The 18,970-nt window shown below is 54.7% G+C and carries 20 protein-coding genes; 7 read left to right on the forward strand and 13 right to left on the reverse strand.

Annotation, left to right across the window (positions count from 1 at the left end; translation table 11 throughout):
- Positions 1-14: 14 nt before the first annotated feature.
- A complete protein-coding gene (gene eno / locus QLG08_RS13585) occupies positions 15-1,310 on the forward strand; it encodes a phosphopyruvate hydratase (protein ID WP_013026946.1) in 1,296 nt (431 codons plus the stop codon).
- A gap of 239 nt (positions 1,311-1,549) precedes the next feature.
- A complete protein-coding gene (locus QLG08_RS13590; RefSeq protein ID WP_014594448.1) occupies positions 1,550-2,665 on the forward strand; it encodes an endonuclease/exonuclease/phosphatase family protein in 1,116 nt (371 codons plus the stop codon).
- Positions 2,666-2,722: 57 nt separating this feature from the next.
- Here QLG08_RS13590 and QLG08_RS13595 read toward each other — a convergent pair whose 3' ends face one another.
- The 3 genes from QLG08_RS13595 to QLG08_RS13605 are packed head-to-tail and all read right to left on the reverse strand — an operon-like array spanning position 2,723 to position 5,012.
- Positions 2,723-3,835, reverse strand: a complete 1,113-nt coding sequence (locus tag QLG08_RS13595; protein WP_029570604.1) for a M20 family metallopeptidase — start codon at positions 3,833-3,835, stop codon at positions 2,723-2,725.
- Between the two features lie 3 nt (positions 3,836-3,838).
- Complete coding sequence (locus QLG08_RS13600) at positions 3,839-4,306, reverse strand: YjiG family protein (protein ID WP_194761706.1); 468 nt, start codon at positions 4,304-4,306, stop codon at positions 3,839-3,841.
- Positions 4,299-5,012: a nucleoside recognition domain-containing protein gene (locus tag QLG08_RS13605; protein WP_112900404.1), complete on the reverse strand. Its 714-nt coding sequence runs from the start codon at positions 5,010-5,012 to the stop codon at positions 4,299-4,301. Before QLG08_RS13605 ends, QLG08_RS13600 begins: the two co-directional genes overlap by 8 nt.
- Positions 5,013-5,279: 267 nt before the next feature.
- Between QLG08_RS13605 and queE the strand changes: the two genes are divergently transcribed.
- Entirely contained in the window at positions 5,280-5,951 is a 672-nt protein-coding gene (queE, locus tag QLG08_RS13610) for a 7-carboxy-7-deazaguanine synthase QueE (protein ID WP_013026941.1), read from the forward strand.
- 32 nt (positions 5,952-5,983) lie between these two features.
- Here the strand turns inward: queE and QLG08_RS13615 are convergent, their stop codons facing one another.
- The 3 genes from QLG08_RS13615 to QLG08_RS13625 all read right to left on the reverse strand — a co-directional run bounded on the left by QLG08_RS13615 (position 5,984) and on the right by QLG08_RS13625 (position 8,076).
- Complete coding sequence (locus tag QLG08_RS13615; RefSeq protein ID WP_013026940.1) at positions 5,984-6,583, reverse strand: inorganic diphosphatase; 600 nt, start codon at positions 6,581-6,583, stop codon at positions 5,984-5,986.
- Positions 6,584-6,759: 176 nt separating this feature from the next.
- The gene (gene queD, locus QLG08_RS13620; RefSeq protein ID WP_013026939.1) at positions 6,760-7,119 is read right to left on the reverse strand and encodes a 6-carboxytetrahydropterin synthase QueD; all 360 of its coding nucleotides are present in this window, start codon (positions 7,117-7,119) and stop codon (positions 6,760-6,762) included.
- A gap of 129 nt (positions 7,120-7,248) precedes the next feature.
- Positions 7,249-8,076: a hypothetical protein gene (locus QLG08_RS13625; protein ID WP_105078926.1), complete on the reverse strand. Its 828-nt coding sequence runs from the start codon at positions 8,074-8,076 to the stop codon at positions 7,249-7,251.
- Positions 8,077-8,349: 273 nt separating this feature from the next.
- On the opposite strand from QLG08_RS13625, the gene cysJ reads away from it, so the two are divergent.
- The 3 genes from cysJ to QLG08_RS13640 are packed head-to-tail and all read left to right on the forward strand — an operon-like array spanning position 8,350 to position 12,601.
- Positions 8,350-10,152 carry an NADPH-dependent assimilatory sulfite reductase flavoprotein subunit gene (gene cysJ, locus QLG08_RS13630; protein WP_028715725.1) on the forward strand — a complete coding sequence of 601 codons (1,803 nt, stop codon included), beginning with the start codon at positions 8,350-8,352 and terminating at the stop codon, positions 10,150-10,152.
- Positions 10,152-11,873, forward strand: a complete 1,722-nt coding sequence (gene cysI, locus QLG08_RS13635) for an assimilatory sulfite reductase (NADPH) hemoprotein subunit (RefSeq protein WP_014594442.1) — start codon at positions 10,152-10,154, stop codon at positions 11,871-11,873. Before cysJ ends, cysI begins: the two co-directional genes overlap by 1 nt.
- Positions 11,870-12,601: a phosphoadenylyl-sulfate reductase gene (locus QLG08_RS13640; protein WP_019104723.1), complete on the forward strand. Its 732-nt coding sequence runs from the start codon at positions 11,870-11,872 to the stop codon at positions 12,599-12,601. Before cysI ends, QLG08_RS13640 begins: the two co-directional genes overlap by 4 nt.
- 95 nt (positions 12,602-12,696) lie before the next feature.
- Here QLG08_RS13640 and QLG08_RS13645 read toward each other — a convergent pair whose 3' ends face one another.
- From QLG08_RS13645 to QLG08_RS13670, 6 genes are all read right to left on the reverse strand, one after another.
- Positions 12,697-13,968, reverse strand: a complete 1,272-nt coding sequence (locus tag QLG08_RS13645; protein ID WP_105078927.1) for an alanine racemase — start codon at positions 13,966-13,968, stop codon at positions 12,697-12,699.
- A 9-nt stretch (positions 13,969-13,977) separates the two neighbouring features.
- The gene (locus QLG08_RS13650; RefSeq protein ID WP_013026933.1) at positions 13,978-14,715 is read right to left on the reverse strand and encodes an amino acid ABC transporter ATP-binding protein; all 738 of its coding nucleotides are present in this window, start codon (positions 14,713-14,715) and stop codon (positions 13,978-13,980) included.
- The gene (locus QLG08_RS13655) at positions 14,712-15,356 is read right to left on the reverse strand and encodes an amino acid ABC transporter permease (RefSeq protein ID WP_013026932.1); all 645 of its coding nucleotides are present in this window, start codon (positions 15,354-15,356) and stop codon (positions 14,712-14,714) included. The genes QLG08_RS13650 and QLG08_RS13655 overlap by 4 nt, the downstream gene beginning before the upstream one ends.
- Positions 15,353-16,090: an amino acid ABC transporter permease gene (locus QLG08_RS13660; protein WP_013026931.1), complete on the reverse strand. Its 738-nt coding sequence runs from the start codon at positions 16,088-16,090 to the stop codon at positions 15,353-15,355. The genes QLG08_RS13655 and QLG08_RS13660 overlap by 4 nt, the downstream gene beginning before the upstream one ends.
- Before the next feature lie 47 nt (positions 16,091-16,137).
- Positions 16,138-16,980 (reverse strand): transporter substrate-binding domain-containing protein, encoded by an 843-nt coding sequence (locus QLG08_RS13665; protein WP_013026930.1) that lies wholly within the window; start codon positions 16,978-16,980, stop codon positions 16,138-16,140.
- 123 nt (positions 16,981-17,103) lie between these two features.
- Positions 17,104-17,496: a RidA family protein gene (locus QLG08_RS13670; protein ID WP_013026929.1), complete on the reverse strand. Its 393-nt coding sequence runs from the start codon at positions 17,494-17,496 to the stop codon at positions 17,104-17,106.
- Between the two features lie 362 nt (positions 17,497-17,858).
- Here QLG08_RS13670 and QLG08_RS13675 point away from each other — a divergent pair, with 362 nt between their 5' ends.
- Positions 17,859-18,611 (forward strand): IclR family transcriptional regulator, encoded by a 753-nt coding sequence (locus tag QLG08_RS13675; protein ID WP_013026928.1) that lies wholly within the window; start codon positions 17,859-17,861, stop codon positions 18,609-18,611.
- A gap of 67 nt (positions 18,612-18,678) precedes the next feature.
- On the opposite strand, the gene QLG08_RS13680 is transcribed toward QLG08_RS13675, so the two are convergent.
- Complete coding sequence (locus QLG08_RS13680; protein ID WP_013026927.1) at positions 18,679-18,963, reverse strand: YciI family protein; 285 nt, start codon at positions 18,961-18,963, stop codon at positions 18,679-18,681.
- Between the last annotated feature and the right edge of the window lie 7 nt (positions 18,964-18,970).

Consider the following 18,970-nt stretch of genomic DNA (forward strand, 5'->3'; position numbering starts at 1 on the left):
TGAGGAAAATCGTAATGGCCAAAATCGTAAAAGTCATCGGTCGCGAAATTATCGACTCACGTGGCAACCCAACTGTTGAAGCAGAAGTTCACCTGGAAGGTGGTTTCGTTGGTCTGGCTGCGGCACCTTCAGGTGCATCTACCGGTTCTCGTGAAGCACTGGAACTGCGTGACGGTGACAAATCCCGTTTCCTGGGCAAAGGCGTAACCAAAGCCGTTGCTGCGGTTAACGGCCCGATTGCTGAAGCGGTAAAAGGCAAAGACGCGAAAGATCAGGCGAACATCGATAAAATCATGATCGACCTGGACGGTACTGAGAACAAATCTAACTTCGGTGCTAACGCCATTCTGGCTGTTTCCCTGGCAGCAGCGAAAGCCGCAGCGGCCTCTAAAGGTCAGGCGCTGTATGAGCACATCGCTGAGCTGAACGGCACCCCGGGCAAATACTCAATGCCACTGCCAATGATGAACATCATCAACGGCGGCGAACATGCAGACAACAACGTCGACATTCAGGAATTCATGATTCAGCCGGTTGGCGCTTCAAACGTTAAAGAAGCGATCCGTATGGGTTCTGAAGTGTTCCACAACCTGGCAAAAGTGCTGAAAAGCAAAGGCATGAGCACGGCGGTGGGTGACGAAGGTGGCTATGCGCCAAACCTGGGTTCTAACGCCGAAGCGCTGGCCGTTATCGCTGAAGCGGTAAAAGCAGCCGGTTACGAGCTGGGTAAAGACATCACCCTGGCCATGGACTGTGCGGCTTCTGAATTCTACAAAGATGGCAAATACGTTCTGGCCGGTGAAGGCGGTAAAGCGTTTACCTCAGAAGAGTTCACCCACTTCCTGGAAGATCTGACTAAACAGTATCCGATCGTTTCTATCGAAGATGGCCTGGACGAGTCTGACTGGGATGGCTTCGCCTACCAGACCAAAGTGCTGGGCGACAAAATCCAGCTGGTGGGCGACGACCTGTTCGTAACCAACACCAAAATCCTGAAAGAAGGTATCGAGAAAGGCATCGCTAACTCTATCCTGATCAAATTCAACCAGATCGGTTCACTGACCGAAACCCTGGCTGCAATTAAAATGGCGAAAGATGCAGGCTATACCGCTGTGATCTCTCACCGCTCAGGCGAAACTGAAGATGCGACCATCGCTGACCTGGCGGTCGGTACAGCTGCGGGCCAGATCAAAACCGGTTCAATGAGCCGTTCTGACCGTGTTGCTAAGTACAACCAGCTGATCCGTATCGAAGAAGCGCTGGGTTCAAAAGCCCCCTTCAACGGTCTGAAAGAAGTTAAAGGTCAGTAAGTTTACTGCCGTCTGACTTCTGATCATAACCCGCCCACGTGGCGGGTTTTTTTATGCCCGGACCTTATGCAGCTTCCGCCATCTTTTTGCGCGACGTCTATGCTGTTTACATCCGTTCTTAATAAAACCCACCGACACTGAATAACGAGCAAGGTGCGCCGGGCTGACCCCGCACCTTACCGCTGGCCTGAAGCACGCGCTTCAGGTTCATATTTCTGACAGGCAGAAGGGGGAAACGCATGAGACTGGCTTCTTATAACGTGGAAAACCTGTTCGATCGCGCCAGAGCAATGAACCAAAACGAATGGCGTGAGGGCAAACCGACGCTGGAAAAATTCGCCCAACTGAATGCACTGCTGGGGCAGGTGGAATACAGCGATGCGACTAAGAAGCAAATGGTGGAATTGATGGAGGCGCTGGGGCTGCAAAAGTCAGATACCGGCCCCTTTGTTATCCTGCGGCGTAACCGGGGAAAGCTTTTAACCCGCCCCACAGACAACAGCGGAATAAAGATTATTGCCGCAGGACGCGCCGACTGGGTCGGTTCGCTGGAACTGCGGCGTGCGCCGGTAGATGAAATAGCTATGGGATTAACAGCGCAGGTCATGATTGACCTTAAGGCAGATATTTTGACCGTTGTTGAGGCAGAAAGCCGGCCCGCTTTACTGGAATTTAATAACGCCATGCTGCCTGCGCGCCAGGGAACGCCTTTTGGCCACGTCATGGTGATTGACGGCAACGATGAGCGGGGCATAGATGTTGGCCTGATGACAGGAGCAGGCTTCGCAATCGACACCATTCGCAGCCACGTTGATGATAAGGATAAGCAGGGCGACCTGATTTTCTCGCGCGATTGTCCCGAATTTGCGATTCCGCTACCCGATGGACAAACCCTGCACGTGCTGGTTAACCATTTTAAAAGCAAAGGCTACGGTGCCAAAACGCTTTCCGACGCCCGCCGTAAACTGCAGGCCGAACGGGTGAAGGCAATTTATCAGCAGCGAATTAAAGAGGGACAAACGCTGATTGCTATCACCGGAGACTTTAACGATACGCCGGACAGCGAGGCGCTGGCACCTCTGCTGAAAGAAACCGATCTGAAAGATATCTTCACCCATGAAAAATTTGATAACGGCGGCTATCCAGGAACCTGGGGCGGCTGCAGCGCCAGTAATAAAATTGACTACATTTTACTGTCCCCCGCGCTGTGGAAAAAAGTGGAAAAGGGCGGCGTGTGGCGCAAAGGGATGTGGCCAGGCGTGCGCCCGGTAAAATGGGAAACCTATCCCGAACTGAAAAAAGAGGTGAATGCCGCCTCGGATCATGCGGCAGTCTGGGTGGACCTGAAGATCTAGTCCGAGGTATAGACGGCACAGGTCGCGGCGCTGACCGCAGCCTGTGCAGCCACAGCATTACAGCGACTGAATGATGCGTTTCAGTAAACGAATGCGCGGTTCAATGCTGTTCAGTTCCATATATTCAGACGGGCTATGAAAATTTGCGCCGATGGGGCCAAACCCATCCAGTGAGGGCGTGCCCACTGCGGCGGTATGGTTGGCATCTGAGCCCCCGCCTACAGCCTGCCAGCTAATCTCAATGTCTTCTGTTTGCCCGGCTTGCTCGACGATCTGCATTAGCGCTTCTGTTTTAGCATCTGGCGTCATGGCAGGCGTGTAAGCCTGCTGGGTAACCTGCGTCGTTACGCCGGGCTCCGTCTCAGAATGCGCAAGGGCTTTCATCGCCATGTTGACCCGCTCAAACTCAGCGTTAAGCTGAAAGCGCACGTCTACGATCATCTCTGCGTGGTCTGGCACAATATTTGCCGCGTCCCCGCCTGAGATCACGCCGGTGTTTACCGTTGTGCCCTGTGCGGGATCGGCCAGGTTCGCAACGGCAATGACGCTGTACGCCAGTGCGTTGATGGCTGAACGGCCTTTATCGGGATCGTTGCCCGAATGCGCAGCAACGCCGCTAAAATTCAGCCGATACCGCGCCATGCCTTTCCGTGCTTTGACCAGTGAGCCATCGCTTCTCGCCGCTTCGCCAACCAGCACGCAACGGCTGCGTTTTGCCAGCCCGGTCAACCAGTGATGAGAATACACCGATCCGGTTTCTTCATCGGGATTCATGGCGACGGCAATAGATAAACGATCGCGCTCAGCGTGATTCAGCCCACGTAATGCCCAGAGAATGGTCAGCAATCCCCCTTTCATGTCCGCCACGCCGGGGCCTCTGGCGCGATCGCCCTCAAGAGAGAAAGGACGTGCAGCCACCGTTCCGACAGGAAAAACGGTATCCATATGCCCCACCAGTAAAACATCATAATGCTCTGCATCAGGTTTGTTGGTAACCAGCAGGCCCGGGCCCACCTTGTCGTCCAGCTCAACACGTTGACAGTGCCAGCCATCCTGTTGATACCATTGCTGAAAGTGCTGGTATACCTGTTCCACGCCTTCCACCGAGCCCGTTCCGCAGTCAATATTGACAACCTGTTCCAGTTCCTGAAGATACTGTGTTAATTCCATAGGTTACTCCGCAATCATCAGTCGCATAACTATCATGGCGCCGAAGGCATTCAGCACCGACAGGGCAATCATCAAAGGGATACGTTTTGCTGGAGTGCCGATCACGCCAAGAATGCGTCCAGCGTACTGGACCTGTGAACCCATCAGGTAGATGGCTGGCGCCAGGATAGCCAGATGGGCACCGGTCAGAATCCCTCGCTCAAATAAACTGATGGCAACGCCCACGCCACCGCCCATGGACATCCAGCCGCCAATGAGCACCGCGGCGGCCTCGCCCGGCAGGCCGAAAAGCCGCATCAGGGGGCCGAACAGCCATGCCATGCCAGCCAGCGTGCCGGTGAGTTCCAGGGCATAAATAATAATGAAGGCCATCAGAACGTTAGGCAGTGTGCTGGTCGTCGCGATGGTCCAGCCTTTTCGCGCTCCGGCCACAAAGACATCGGTGATCATCGGTTTAGCTGAGTCAGTCATTTTTTACCTCTGTACCTTGTCTGCGTTCGCCGATCGTCAGGATCAGGCGAACCAGATTAGCGCCCACGATTTTCATGACGAACATTACCGCCACGCACAGACCAATTGAGGCTGGAACGGCATGCGAGCCATCAAGCGCTACCAGGGTAAACAGCACCGCACCGGAGGAGAAAAAGTTGGTAATCATCGCGCCAGCGGAAAACTGAAACATAGTAAAAATTGTTTTTTCTTTTTCCGTGATCTGCCCTTCATCAGCCAGTACGCGGGTTAATGATGCGCCAACATCCGTGCTTTGCAGACTCCCAATCATGGCCAGCCCGGTTGAGCCTGGGATCCCCATCAGAGGCCGCAGTAGCGGGGTAAGTAGCTTACGGGCTGCACGAAGTGCGCCGTAGTGCTCAAGCACGTTGATCATGCCTAACGCAAACATAACTGCAGGGATCAAGCCAAATGCGAACAGGAACCCATCCATTGCCCCATAACCGCCTTTTCCCCGAAAGGCGCTTTGCGCGACATCCAGGGTGTCGGTTTGAAGACTGACACCGGATACCACTTTTCCGAATGCCCCGTTTAATGTGGTGAAGTCAAACACGCCATACCACTCTTTTCCGCCAAGCAGACCGGAGAAAAACACCATGGCAAACAGCAAGGCCAGGTAAGCGCCCGTTCCGACCTTAAGCGGTTCGGATTGAGAAGAGTCAGTCATCGTTTATTTCCTTACATCTTTGGCGACAAAAGGCGATGCTAAAAGTGGGATGTAAGCGGAGGAATGATGACGATCAATTTGCAGGACAAAGAGCCAGCAACGGGCCAAATAGTGCTAATCAGCTCACAATAATCAGTGAAATTCGCCTCTGGATAAACGCAAAAATCCGGCTTGCCTTAGACAGAGTCAGCCACGCCGCATCACCTGACATGATCTCAACCCGGAGTTCTGCGATAATCGCGTTTTGCTAAAACCACAGAGACCATTATGCAGTACCCGATTAACGAAATGTTCCAGACGCTGCAAGGCGAAGGTTATTACACCGGCGTGCCGGCTATTTTCATCCGCTTACAGGGATGTCCGGTAGGATGCAGTTGGTGTGACACCAAACACACCTGGGAAAAACAGGCGGATCGGGAAACATCATTAGGCGATATTCTGGTCAAAACGGTGGAAAGCGATGCCTGGGGCAACGCCGATACGGCGACGCTGCTCAGCAGCATCGCGCAACAGGGCTGGACGGCCCGCCATGCGGTGATCACTGGCGGCGAACCGGCCATTTACGATTTACGCCCGCTGACCGCATCGCTGGAGGCGGCAGGATTTCAATGCCAGATTGAAACCAGCGGAACCCATGAAATCCACTGTTCCGAACAAACCTGGGTTACCGTTTCACCCAAGGTAAATATGCGCGGCGGATACGACGTGCTGGCTCAGGCCCTGAGCCGTGCGGATGAAATCAAACATCCGGTTGCCCGGCAACGTGATGTGGAGGCGTTAGACGACCTGCTGGCTGGCATTCAGGACAGCAAAGCTCGAATCATTGCGCTGCAGCCAATTAGCCGCAAAGATGAGGCGACAAAACTTTGTATTGAGACCTGTATTGCGCGCAACTGGCGCCTGTCGATGCAGACACATAAATATCTGAACATCGCCTGATAAGACTCAGGCGGCCTCTCGCCGCCTGACCGTTATTGCTTCGCTTTCCAGGCCTCAAAAGCCTGTTTGATCTCCGCTTTGGCCGCGCTGGCGTCTTCGAATCCCTTCAGCTCCACGTTTTTACGCCCTTCCGGCAGCGCTTTATAGACGCGAAAGAACGCTTCCAGCCGCTGCTGTTCCAGCTTTGGCAGATCGGCGACCGTCTGAATCGCATCATAGGTCGGATCGACTTTGCTGGCCGGAACCGCCACGATTTTGTCATCCACTTCGCCACCGTCGATCATTTTCAGTACGCCAATCGGGCGCAGTTTAATTAATGTCCCGGGCGCAAGTGGGGCGCGGGTGTAGAAGATCACATCCAGCGGATCGTTATCGCCGCCCAGCGATTGCGTCAGCGAACCGTAGTTTGCCGGATAAGCGACCGGCATCGACTGAAAACGATCGGCAACGATAAAACCGGTTTTCGCATCGGTTTCATATTTGATGATTCCGCCTGCGGGAATTTCCGTCACGGCATAGAATTCGTCGGGCAGTGAATCGGGTTGTGGAAAGCTGAGGATGTTTTCCGCCTGAACGGCGGCAGAGGCGGTGATAAAGAAGAGACAAGCAAAAAGCGGTTTTACCAGGTTCATTGTTGATTCTCTTGATCTTTAATGAAGGAGAGAACAGCCTGGTGGGGAAAGATGACAGAAGGATGACGTCACACAGAGGAGGAGAGTTCAGCTGATGTCGTGCAGGAGAGGCGGCAGCAGGCCGATCAACAGGTCAGTAAGCGGGTGACCGGCCCTGCGCTGCCGTACAGAGCAGATTAACCGCGATAGGTGCAGCCTGCAGTACAGGTTTCTTTGATCATCACCGCACTCAGCAGCGGCAGGCGAGGCTTCATGTGATCCCAAATCCATTTTGCCAGGACTTCGCTGGTGGGATTCTCCAGTCCGGGGATCTCATTAAGATAATAGTGATCGAGCCTGTCATAGAGGGGTTTAAACGCCGCTTTCAGCTCAGCAAAATCCATGACCCAGCCGGTATGCGCATCCACTTCACCGGTAATTTCCAGACGAACAAGGAATGAGTGACCGTGCAGACGGCCGCATTTGTGTCCTGCCGGCACATTGGGTAAATAGTGTGCGGCTTCGAACTGGAACTCTTTAAATAACGTGGTAGACATAATCGCTCTCAGGCATTAAAAACGGCTGAATTCTACCTGAAAGGGCAGTTTTTCGCATCTGCTAAGCGCCGTTAAACGACGATTAAGCCAGAATAGTAAAAGGATTCGCGCGCCTTTCCCAAAATGCGCTCAGCCATGACCCGGATCGTCAGCCGGAAGCCGCGCCACGATAGCTTCCGCTATGCCGTAATCCTCAATCAGCAGCCGTTGCTGCTCTGAACGTGACAGCGGCGTAAAGGTTTCTTTTCCGTCAGGGTCCCTGATAACCCGTTCTCCCTTCACGATTCCGGTGATGCTCCCGGCGCTGGCGCGGCGAATCAGCAAGGCACCGTCAAAGCGGCTGCTATGTCGGCTCTGTTGATGACGTGACTGAAACGCGTCAACGGGGAGGTCGGTAGTCAGAATTTTGCAGTCGATTCCTGCCCGACCCAGCGGTTTCCAGTGTATGTACCAACTGCCGTCTCGCTCATAAACGCGTGTGCCCCAGACGGGATGGGGATTCAGCCTGGCTTCCAGCGGGAGCGGATGGCCATGGAGCAGCGTGCTGTCAACCACCCGCGTGCCTGCATCCATGTTAACAAACAGCATGCCATGACCGGGGGAACCTGCGGGCGCCGGACGTGAGGACAGCATGGTGGAAAGGCCAAACTGCACGTTGAATCCCACGTATATCAGCAGGGCACGCAGCGCGCCATGGCCCGCCCAGCAGGTGCCGCCTGTGCCATAGGTTAACCAGTGAGTGAAAAAGTCGGTTGCCGTGCTGCCGGGCAAGGGGAGGGCGCTGTCGTGGTCAGTCATCAGACGGCGGCGAAGATTATCAAAGGGTACCGACTGGCACCAGGCGCGATATATCTCACTCAGTCCGACCTCATCAGGAGCGGGAGGCGCGCTAAACCCCAGTTTTTGCAGAATCTGCTCCGCCATTGCTTGCGGTAACGCGGTGATAATGCCTGGCACCTGTCGTCGCTCCTGGTCGTTTTCCTGTTGTTAACCCAGCAATTTGCCGCGATCACCCGTCGTAAAGTCCAGTGAGCGCCGTGATTACCTGAGTGTGTTAACTCTCAATATTCTTACCACTTTTAACGATTAATTTTATCTGAAAAACCATTTAGTCATTTTGGTTATTTGATATGTCGAAGGCGTATTTAATCGTTAATATAGCAGCCTGTACCCTTTCTTCTCTTCCGCTACTATTCGGTCCGGACTTCTGCTACTGGAATTTTTATCGCGATGACGACTCAGGCACCAGGCTCAATGCTTCCGCTCTCTCCGGAGCAACTTGCTCGTTTACAGGCAGCAACGACAGATTTTTCCACCACTCAGATGGCCTGGCTCTCTGGCTATTTCTGGGGCATGGTCAATCAAACGCCAGGCCAGGCGGTTGCCAGCGCGCCTGCGCAGGCTGAAACCCCGGCGATTACGCTGCTCTCTGCCTCACAAACCGGCAATGCCCGCCGGGTAGCCGAGCAGTTACGCGATGACCTGCAGGCGGCAAAACTGACCGTGAATCTGGTCAACGCGGGCGACTTTAAATTTAAGCAGATTGGCCAGGAAAAAATTCTGATTGTCGTGACCTCGACGCAGGGCGAAGGCGAACCACCGGAAGAGGCCGTTGCGCTGCATAAATTCCTGATGTCTAAGAAAGCGCCCAAAATGGACGGCGCGGCCTTTGCCGTGTTTGGTCTGGGCGATACCTCCTATGAATTCTTCAGCAAAGCGGGCAAAGATTTTGACAGCCGCCTGGCCGAGCTGGGTGCAGAACGACTGCTGGATCGGGTCGATGCGGATGTTGAATATGCCGAGCAGGCCAGCGCCTGGCGCGCGGCAATTACTGCTGCACTGAAAGAACGCGTACCGGCAGCGTCACCGGCCCAGAGTGCGGCAACCGTCGCCGGCAGCGTGAACGAAGTCTTCACCAGCCCTTACACTAAAGAGCAGCCGCTTAGTGCCAGCCTGGCGGTGAACCAGAAAATTACCGGGCGCGATTCGGACAAAGATGTGCGTCATATCGAGATCGACCTGGGCGATTCAGGGTTACGCTACCAGCCTGGTGATGCGCTGGGCGTCTGGTATGAGAATGACGCCGCGCTGGTTAACGAGCTGCTTGAACTGGTGTGGCTAAAAGGCGATGAGCCGGTTGAGGTGCAGGGCCAGACGTTACCGCTGGCAGAGGCGTTGCAGAAACATTTTGAGTTAACGGTCAATACGGCGCAAATCGTGGCGCAATATGCGAGCTTAGCGCGTAACGACGAACTGCTGTCACTGGTGGATGATAAAGCCAAACTGCAGCAGTATGCGCAACGCTATCCGATTGTTGATATGGTTCGTCTGGCACCAGCCCAACTGAGCGCAGAACAGTTATCCGGCTTGCTGCGTCCGTTAACGCCGCGTCTTTACTCTATCGCTTCGTCTCAGGCCGAAACCGATACCGAAGTACATATCACCGTGGGGGCCGTGCGCTTTGATATTGAAGGGCGCCCGCGCGGCGGCGGCGCTTCCACCTGGCTGGCGGATCGCATTGAAGAAGACGGTGAGGTGCGCGTGTTTATCGAACACAACGATAATTTTCGCCTGCCCGCCAACCCGGATGCACCGGTCATTATGATTGGGCCTGGCACCGGTATTGCGCCGTTCCGCGCCTTTATGCAGCAGCGCGAGAACGACGGCGCCAGCGGTAAAAACTGGCTATTCTTTGGCAATCCACACTTTACTGACGATTTCCTGTATCAGGTGGAATGGCAGAAATACGTGAAAGATGGCCTGTTAACGAATATCGATCTGGCCTGGTCGCGCGATCAGGCCGAGAAAATTTACGTACAAGATAAAATCCGCGCTAAGGGTGCGGAGGTGTGGAGCTGGTTACAGGAAGGCGCGCACCTTTACGTCTGCGGCGACGCCAATCGTATGGCAAAAGACGTTGAGCAGGCATTACTGGATGTGGTGGTCGAACACGGCGCTATGGATCGTGAAACGGCTGACGAATTTTTAAGTGAGCTGCGCATTGAGCGCCGTTATCAGCGAGACGTTTACTAATGACTGAAAAATACCCTGGCCCGCTGGTGGTTGAAGGCAAACTTACCGACGCTGAGCGTTTAAAAAAAGAGAGCAACTACCTGCGCGGTACCATCCTTGAGGACCTCGACGAGGGCCTGACCGGTGGTTTCAGCGGCGATAACTTCCTGCTGATCCGTTTTCACGGCATGTACCAGCAGGATGACCGCGATATTCGTGCTGAACGTGCGGAGCAAAAACTTGAGCCTCGCCATGCGATGATGCTGCGCTGTCGTCTGCCGGGCGGGATCATTACGCCGACCCAGTGGCTGGCGATTGATAAATTTGCTACCGATAAAACCCTTTACGGCAGCATCCGTTTGACCAACCGTCAGACTTTCCAGTTTCACGGCATTCTGAAGAAGAACGTGAAGCCGACGCACCAGATGCTGCACGAAGTGGGGCTGGATGCGCTGGCGACAGCGAATGACGTTAACCGTAACGTCCTCTGCACCTCAAACCCAGTGGAGTCTGAGTTGCATCAGGAAGCCTATGAGTGGGCCAAAAAGCTGTCAGAGCATCTGCTGCCGCAAACCCGCGCTTATGCCGAGATCTGGTGGGATCAGGAAAAAGTGGCGACCACCGACGAAGAGCCGATCCTGGGCCAGACCTACCTGCCGCGTAAGTTTAAAACCACGGTGGTGATTCCGCCGCATAACGATGTTGATCTGCACGCTAACGATCTGAACTTTATCGCGATTGCGGAAAACGGCAAGCTGGTGGGCTTTAACCTGCTGGTGGGCGGCGGCTTGTCTATCGAGCACGGTAATAAAGCCACCTACGCGCGCACCGCCAGCGAATTTGGCTACTTCCCGGTGGATAAGATCCTGGATGTGGCAGCGGCGGTAGTGACGACCCAGCGCGACTGGGGCAACCGTACCGATCGTAAAAACGCCAAAACCAAATACACGCTGGAACGCGTAGGCGTAGAGACGTTTAAGGCGGAAGTCGAGAAGCGCGCCGGTGTCACGTTTGCGCCGACACGTCCTTACGAATTCACCACCCGTGGCGATCGCATTGGCTGGATCAAGGGCATTGATAACAAGTGGCATCTGACGCTGTTCATCGAAAACGGTCGTCTGCTGGATTATCCGGGACGTCCGCTGAAAAGCGGCGTGGCGGAAATCGCCAAAATCCATCAGGGCGATTTCCGTCTGACCGCCAACCAGAACCTGATTGTGGCAGGCGTGCCGGAAAGCCAAAAAGCGCAGATTGAAGCGATTGCCCGCGAACACGGCCTGATGGAAAACGTGACGGCCCAGCGGGAAAACTCGATGGCCTGCGTGGCGTTTCCAACCTGTCCGCTGGCGATGGCGGAGGCTGAACGTTTTCTGCCGTCTTTCGTGACGAAAGTCGAAGAGATCATGCACAGCCATGGCGTAGGCGAAGAGCACATAGTGTTACGCGTTACCGGTTGTCCGAACGGCTGTGGCCGTGCCATGCTGGCAGAAGTGGGCCTGGTGGGGAAAGCGCCGGGCCGTTACAACCTGCATATCGGGGGTAACCGCATCGGAACGCGCATTCCACGTATGTATCGCGAAAATATTACTGAAAGTGAAATTCTCGCCACACTTGATGAGCTGGTAGGTCGCTGGGCGAAAGAGCGCGAGGCCGCAGAAGGCTTTGGTGACTTCGTGATTCGGGCTGGCATTGTTACGCCGGTGTTGGATCCTGCGCGCGACTTCTGGCAGGAGGCAAAATGAGTATCGATCTTGCAGCACTGAATGAGATGTCGAAGGTCCAGCGCGCGATGGCGTTGGCGGCAACCAACGCCCAACTGGAAAAAGCCACGGCTGAAGAGCGTGTAAGCTGGGCACTGGAAAATCTGCCGGGGGCTTACGTGCTCTCGTCCAGCTTTGGCATTCAGGCTGCGGTATCGCTGCATCTGGTGACGCGCGTACAACCGGATATTCCGGTCATCCTCACCGATACCGGTTATCTGTTTCCGGAAACCTACCGCTTTATTGATGAACTGGCTGACCAGCTTAACCTTAACCTGCAGGTGTTCCGGGCGGAAACCTCGCCAGCGTGGCAGGAAGCCCGCTACGGCAAGCTGTGGGAGAAAGGGGTAGAGGGCATTGAACAGTACAACCAGATCAACAAAGTTGAGCCGATGAATCGGGCGCTGGAAACCCTGGGCGCCCAAACCTGGTTTGCGGGCCTGCGACGCGATCAGTCAGGCAGCCGCGCCACATTGCCGGTACTGGGCGTGCAGCGCGGCGTGTTTAAAGTGCTGCCAATTATTGACTGGGATAACCGCCAGATTCATCAGTATCTGCAAACCCACAACCTGAAATACCATCCGCTGTGGGAGGAAGGCTATCTGTCTGTCGGAGATACGCACACCACGCGCAAGTGGGAGCCGGGGATGGCAGAAGAAGAAACGCGTTTCTTTGGCCTGAAACGTGAGTGCGGCCTGCACGAAGGCTAACTGACGCGCTTAGTTCTGGTAACGGGCGATCCTCTGGGGTCGCCCGTTTTGCTATGGCCTCCGTCATCGCCTCAGGGGAAGGATGTCGGCTGCGATCAAAACGCCGTCTCGACGCTGTCCACCACCCGGTATTCATCATCCACTAAGGGAAGATAACGCCATTTATCAAATGCCGTGCACGGATGAGAAATACCGCATCCGACCCAGTCTCCCGGCATCAGCGATTCATCGTCAGGCACGCGTAAATAGGCGTGCTGATCGTTAACCTCACTGATGTGCAGATGCGTGCCGTTTCGTGGCGCGGTGCCATCCGGCTGGCGAATCCACAAAGGCACGGGCAAATCCTGATCGAAGGGCACGTCCCGTCTGCCGAAATCCAGCAGCGCCAGACCAGATTCAGGGCGGGAAAGCACGCGCCCCCAGATTTCCAGGGCCGCTTCAAAATGGTGGTCAGCACCGGGCTGAGAAAAAGGCGCTATACGCGAATAGAGCCCGCTGTCGTGTGCCATGTAGGCACCCGAGCGAATCAAAGGCTGAACCGGCAGCGGCAAAACGGCCTGGGTAAAACAGGCTGTCACCACATCAAACCACGCCCCCCCGCCTGCGCTGAGCAGAATCGTCTTGCTGTGGAACAGCTGGCGTTCAGCCAGCATTCTGGCGCAGTCCAGCATAACGTTGCAGTAGTGCTGAATTAACGCCACGCCAGCCGCATCCCGCCCGGCACCCAGCGCGCCTTCGTAGCCTGCGACACCAACAAGATGAAGATGGCGACTTTGGGCGATGCGCTCAGCAATCGCCAGCACCTCCTCTTCGGTTCTGCATCCTGTTCTGCCGCCGGGAATCGACACTTCAATCAAGACCGCAATGGCCGTGTCGCCCAGGTTTTGCTCCAGCAGCGTGACGCCCGCCAGGGAGTCAACGTAACAGAGAAAGCCGTGGTCAGGATGCCGACGCTGCCATTCACCAATCCAGCGAATTCCGCCAGGATCGACACATTCGTTTGCCAGAAACACGTTGCGGATACCGAAATGGCGCAGGGCGCGCACCTGAGCAGGTGTTGCTGCGCTGATCCCCCACGCGCCGCCCTGGGTCACGGCCCGGCGTAAGACTGCCGGTGCCATTGAGGTTTTGCCATGTGCCGCCAGCATGACGCCTTTCTCCTGACAAAACGCCGCTAACTGCCGTAGGTTGTTTTCCAGAGCGGACTGTTTCATTACCATGACGGGCGAAAAGACATCTTCGCTACTCAGCACGGCGGTGCCGACCTTAAGGGGAGCATCGCCCTCACCGGCAACCGATTTAAAGCGGGGCGACGGCTGCGCAGTGTCCAGCTTCGCGTCTGCGACCAGCGGAAAATGCAAAGACATGGCGGCTCCTTAGTGCTCAAGCACGCGTGACAGAAACTGTTGCGTGCGCGGATTCTGCGGATGAACAAAAATGTCGTCCGGCTTACCCTGCTCAGCAATCACGCCCTGATCCATAAAAACAACGCGATCGGCTGTTTTCCGGGCAAACCCCATTTCGTGGGTCACCACCACCATTGTCATGCCCTCGCGCGCCAGCCCGCGCATCACTTCCATTACTTCACCGACTAATTCAGGATCGAGAGCGGACGTGGCTTCATCAAAGAACATGATTTTTGGCTGCACCGCCAGAGCGCGCGCAATGGCCACACGTTGTTGCTGTCCCCCGGAGAGCTGAGAAGGATAGTGATCGGCGCGGTCAGCCAGTCCAACGCGCTCCAGCGCTGCCATCCCGCGCGAATTCGCCTCGGCCACTGACAGCTTCTGCGCTTTTATCAGCGCCAGGGTGACATTGCCGAGGGCGGTTTTATGAGGAAACAGGTTGAACTGCTGGAACACCATCCCCACCTGACCACAAATATCACGATTGCGTTTTGGGTCGTGCAGCGGAACGTCGTTAACCCAAATTTCGCCGCCGTCGGCCTTTTCCAGACCACTCATGATCCGTAGTACGGTACTTTTACCGGAACCGGATGCGCCGATCAGCACCAGCACCTCTCCGGGCGAGACATCAAGGCTGATCTCTTTCAGAACTTGCGTAGCGCCAAATGACTTCGTAATCCGGCTCAGAGTAATGGCTGCATTTTTCATGATAACGAGTTCCTGGTTTGCTGATGCTGGACCCAGCGGGAAAGCGGAAAACAGATAACGAAATAGAGCAGGGCAACCAGACCATAAACCACTACGGGCTGTCCGATGCGATCGACGATGGCCTGGCCCTGATGCATCAGTTCCGACATGCCTATCATGCTGACGATAGAGGTATCTTTAATCAGCGACAGATACTGACCCACCAGCGGCGGCAATACGATGCCGCGAGTTTGCGGCAGAATCACGCTGGTGAAAGTCTGCCGCCTGGAGAGCCCAAGGATCCACGAAACTTCCCACTGTCCTTTCGGCACGGCTTCAATCCCGCCACGAAAAATCTCGGCAATGTAAGCGCCCTGATAAATGCTCAGGCCCAAAATGCCTGCGGCAAACAGGTTGATGTCATACCCGAAATAGGCCACGCCAAAGTAAATAAACATCAGCGTGATAAGCACGGGCGTGCCGCGAAACAGCTCGGTATAGATCACGGCAATTTGCCGGGCGACAGGGATGCGGCTGGTACGCAAAATCGCGGCCAGTAAACCCAGCAACGTGCTGCCCGCAATGGCAGCGACCGACAGCAATAACGTAATCACCAGACCGCGCCACAGGAGCGGCAGACTGCTGAGGATCAATTCACTCATTGGGCTGGCTCCCGTTTAATCGTATGGGAAAACATTCTTTTCGCCTGCGTCCAGATGGGCCGTTTGACCGAAACAACCAGCGGCGGCATAAACAGTCGGCGTCCCGCGACATTGCCTAGCCAGGAAAACAGGTTACTGAGAAACAGATAGACCAGCGCGACGACGCTGAATGTCTGAATGTAGAGCAGCGTACGCGCATTGATGACCGTTGCAGTTCCCGTCAACTCCGGTAGCGCAATGGCTGACAGCAGTGAGGTGCCCAACAGTAGCTGAATCAGGTTGTTAATAATCGCGGGCCAGACGGCGCGCGCGGCCTGTGGCATGACCACGTTTAAAAATCGCTGGCGACGACTAATGCCAAGAATCCAGGCGGCTTCCAGCTGACCTTTGGGGACGGACTGAATACCGGCGCGAAAAACCTCAGCCAGATACGCACCGACGTTAATCCCCAGCGCCAGCACGCCCGCGGTAAAGGCGCTCATGGTAATGCCCAGCGAGGGAAGCCCGAAAAAGACGATAAAAATCTGCAGCAACACGGGCGTGTTACGAATAAATTCAACGTAGCCGTGGCTCAACCAGCGCAAAGGCGCAAAAGTCGCAGATTTCGCCAGCGCGGCCAGCAGTCCCAGTACCAGCGCCAGCATAAAAGCCAGCAACGTCACCTGAAGCGTTAACCAGGTCGCGGCGAGAAAGGTATCGGCATATTGCCAGAGTGTCAGCCATTGGTAGCGCATAGAAAGCCTCCTCAGGAGGACACAGGCGTGACCTGTGTCCTCTTCTGTCAGAACTGCGGATTCAGCGGATAGCGAGGCTTACTGCCAAACCATTTTTGGTAGAGCTGAGCGTTCTCACCTGATGCGTTAATTTCAAACAGGAATTCGTTGAGATAGTTCGTCCACACCTGATCGCCTTGCTTGACGCCGAACGCGTTGTATTCCAGCGGAACCAGGGCTTCATTAGTGACTTCCAGTGTTGGGTCGAGTTTGGCCTGATAGGCGAGGAAGTTATTATCTTCAATCATGGCATCTGCCTGACCCTGCTTCACGGCCAGAATTGCTGCCTGAGAGGAATCATATTCCTGGATCTTTACATCGATCCCCATGCTGCGAACTTCGTCGCCGTTGGTCGAGCCTTTGACCGTCGCGATGGTTTTTCCTGCCATGTCGTGGGCCGATTTGATTCCGCTTACTTTGCGAACCAGCATCGCTTCACTGGCCACCACGTAAGGCTGAGTAAAACCAATCTCTTTGGCGCGCTCCAGGTTGCGGGTGAAATTACAGAACACGACATCCACTTTATTGGTTTGCAGATTAGGAATGCGGTTAGCGCTGGTGGTATTCACCATTTCGAGCTTTACCCCCATCGCTTTTGCCAGGGCTTTGGCCAGATCCACATCGTAACCGTCGGGATTACCGGCTTTATCATAAAAACCGAAGGGCGCAAAGCTCAGGCAGTCACCCACCCGCAACGTGCCACGCTGAAGCACGGTTTGCAGCGTGGATGCCGGTGCGGCACCTGCGGTTTCATTTTTATTGTCCGTTGGCGTACAACCGGCCAGTGCCACCACGGTGAACAGGGCAGGCAGGAACCGGGTGAATACATTTTGCTGGAAAGTGGTATTCATATTTCTGCTCTCAAATAAAAGAGGGATATCACCAACATTATTAAATAATGTGGAGAGACGTTTTTAATTATCACTTTTATACCGAATGCGTTTATTTCTGGCCGGGGAGATAAGAATCAGCTTTTATTTCCGTTCGGCATTAAAACACGTCATATCGACTTCGACTTTGCAATCCACAACCAGGTCCTGCACGCTGCAAATACGGGCGGGCGGGTTATCATGAAAAAGCTCACTAAACACTTTATTAAATGAGCTGAAGTAACGTGCATCCGTCAGGACCGCCGTCACATGCACCACATCCTGAATCCGATAGCCTGCTTCCTGCATAATGGTCAGACAGTTGTCGAAGGCCAGGCGCGTCTGCTCAATTATGCCGCCTTCAACGACCTCGCCGCCTTTCATTGGCGTCTGCCCGGAGATATACAGCCAGCCGTCGGCTTCTACCGCACGGGCAAAAGGCAGCTTTTGTCCTCCGGTACCGACACCGCCCTCTGTGCCATAGCGCTTGATTGTCATGCTTGTGCCCTTAGAATCATTCCTGTAGCTTGTCTGATATACCGGAATCAAATCTGCAATACCGGATAGGTCGAGATTTGCACAATGTTATTTCTTTTGCAATAGCCTGATCAGGGATTATTTTGATGCTTTACAACTGGCTTCACGAATATTTGCCATTAATGATAAGTTTTTTAAATAAATGGTGATGAAGATCTCTTTTTATCATTATTGAGTGCGCTCTTTTGGTGCCCTGATAAATAGCATGTCGCGAAAAAAAGAAAAGGCGGGATAGCGTGCGCGACCGTAGGTAAAACAAAGTGGGCTGTGTATGATGTATTACATCAACCTTAACGTGACGATCCCGGCAGGAGAATAAGGGTATGCAGGAAGATAAACCCGCCAGAGCACGTGGCGTGGACCGTGTGATCGCGATTTTTCGTCAGTTACACGTTGCCCGCCAGCCCATGGCGATGCGTGAACTGATCGAGGCGACGGGCGCGCCCCGCTCAAGCGTGTATGAACTGGTTAATCTGTTGAGTGAGGCGGGGCTGGTCGAAATTGATTCGGAAGGCAGTATCTATTTTGGCCGTGAAATGCACTATTACGGTGCAGATTATATGGCGCACAATCCCCTGATCCGTCGTGCCCATCAGTTAATGATCGAGATGGTTGCTGAGCATGGTGAAACCGTGCAGCTGTGTATGCTGGAAGGCAATAAATACACGGTGGTGCTGTCAGAGAGCAATGCCCATCCGTTCAAGATAACCTCCGATATCGGCGTTAAAATCCCGATTCCCTGGACAGCCACCGGCCGCTTGCTGCTGAGTAACTGGAGCGATGAGGCGATTTTGGCGCTGATCCCGGAAGAGGATTACCAGCTGGCGAACGGGAAGGTGCTGGATAAGCAGGACTTTCTGGCTGACATTCACCGGGCTGGGCATCTTGGCTACTCCATGACGGAAGGGCTGTCAGAGAGCTTTACCTGCTGTATGGCTGCGCCTATTCGCGCCCGCAACGATCTGGCGGTGGCGGCCATCTGTTTTATGGTCAGCCGGGATACACCAGAAGCGCGGCGTCAGATGCTGCTGAAAACCTTAATTAACGCGGGTCAGAAGCTGTCTGACTTTACCTGAGCCGACGGGCAAGTTGAAAGCAGCGCCGCGTGGGGAAACGGGGCGCCCGACGCTGTTGGCTCAGGGGCTACAGGTCTTTCAGCCCCGCAAACGCATCGGCTGTGCGCGTCACGTTGACCTTTGTGACCTCATAATGGGCCACGGCGACAAAGGGATCTTCCGCCAGAATCGTATCCAGCCGGGCGCGATCCATGTCTCTTACCATGATCATGCCGCCCGTGCGGGGATCTTTGCGGCCAGCAGCAATAAACTCACCGTTGTCAAAATAGCGATCCAGCCACGTTATATGGGGTGCCAGCAGGGCTTCCACTTCCTCGATGGGCCGAAAATAACTCAGGTAAATGACATACATCGTCTGT

This window comes from Pantoea sp. V106_11 (assembly GCF_029967885.1).
In the GTDB taxonomy this organism is placed as follows: Bacteria; Pseudomonadota; Gammaproteobacteria; order Enterobacterales; family Enterobacteriaceae; genus Pantoea; species Pantoea ananatis.

Coding starts and splice junctions, on each gene's coding strand:
- eno (WP_013026946.1), top strand. CDS start 15: ATGGCCAAAATCGTAAAAGTCATCGGTCGCGAAATTATCGACTCACGT.
- QLG08_RS13590 (WP_014594448.1), top strand. CDS start 1,550: ATGAGACTGGCTTCTTATAACGTGGAAAACCTGTTCGATCGCGCCAGA.
- QLG08_RS13595 (WP_029570604.1), bottom strand. CDS start 3,835: ATGGAATTAACACAGTATCTTCAGGAACTGGAACAGGTTGTCAATATT.
- QLG08_RS13600 (WP_194761706.1), bottom strand. CDS start 4,306: ATGACTGACTCAGCTAAACCGATGATCACCGATGTCTTTGTGGCCGGA.
- QLG08_RS13605 (WP_112900404.1), bottom strand. CDS start 5,012: ATGACTGACTCTTCTCAATCCGAACCGCTTAAGGTCGGAACGGGCGCT.
- queE (WP_013026941.1), top strand. CDS start 5,280: ATGCAGTACCCGATTAACGAAATGTTCCAGACGCTGCAAGGCGAAGGT.
- QLG08_RS13615 (WP_013026940.1), bottom strand. CDS start 6,583: ATGAACCTGGTAAAACCGCTTTTTGCTTGTCTCTTCTTTATCACCGCC.
- queD (WP_013026939.1), bottom strand. CDS start 7,119: ATGTCTACCACGTTATTTAAAGAGTTCCAGTTCGAAGCCGCACACTAT.
- cysJ (WP_028715725.1), top strand. CDS start 8,350: ATGACGACTCAGGCACCAGGCTCAATGCTTCCGCTCTCTCCGGAGCAA.
- cysI (WP_014594442.1), top strand. CDS start 10,152: ATGACTGAAAAATACCCTGGCCCGCTGGTGGTTGAAGGCAAACTTACC.
- QLG08_RS13640 (WP_019104723.1), top strand. CDS start 11,870: ATGAGTATCGATCTTGCAGCACTGAATGAGATGTCGAAGGTCCAGCGC.
- QLG08_RS13645 (WP_105078927.1), bottom strand. CDS start 13,968: ATGTCTTTGCATTTTCCGCTGGTCGCAGACGCGAAGCTGGACACTGCG.
- QLG08_RS13650 (WP_013026933.1), bottom strand. CDS start 14,715: ATGAAAAATGCAGCCATTACTCTGAGCCGGATTACGAAGTCATTTGGC.
- QLG08_RS13655 (WP_013026932.1), bottom strand. CDS start 15,356: ATGAGTGAATTGATCCTCAGCAGTCTGCCGCTCCTGTGGCGCGGTCTG.
- QLG08_RS13660 (WP_013026931.1), bottom strand. CDS start 16,090: ATGCGCTACCAATGGCTGACACTCTGGCAATATGCCGATACCTTTCTC.
- QLG08_RS13665 (WP_013026930.1), bottom strand. CDS start 16,980: ATGAATACCACTTTCCAGCAAAATGTATTCACCCGGTTCCTGCCTGCC.
- QLG08_RS13670 (WP_013026929.1), bottom strand. CDS start 17,496: ATGACAATCAAGCGCTATGGCACAGAGGGCGGTGTCGGTACCGGAGGA.
- QLG08_RS13675 (WP_013026928.1), top strand. CDS start 17,859: ATGCAGGAAGATAAACCCGCCAGAGCACGTGGCGTGGACCGTGTGATC.
- QLG08_RS13680 (WP_013026927.1), bottom strand. CDS start 18,963: ATGTATGTCATTTACCTGAGTTATTTTCGGCCCATCGAGGAAGTGGAA.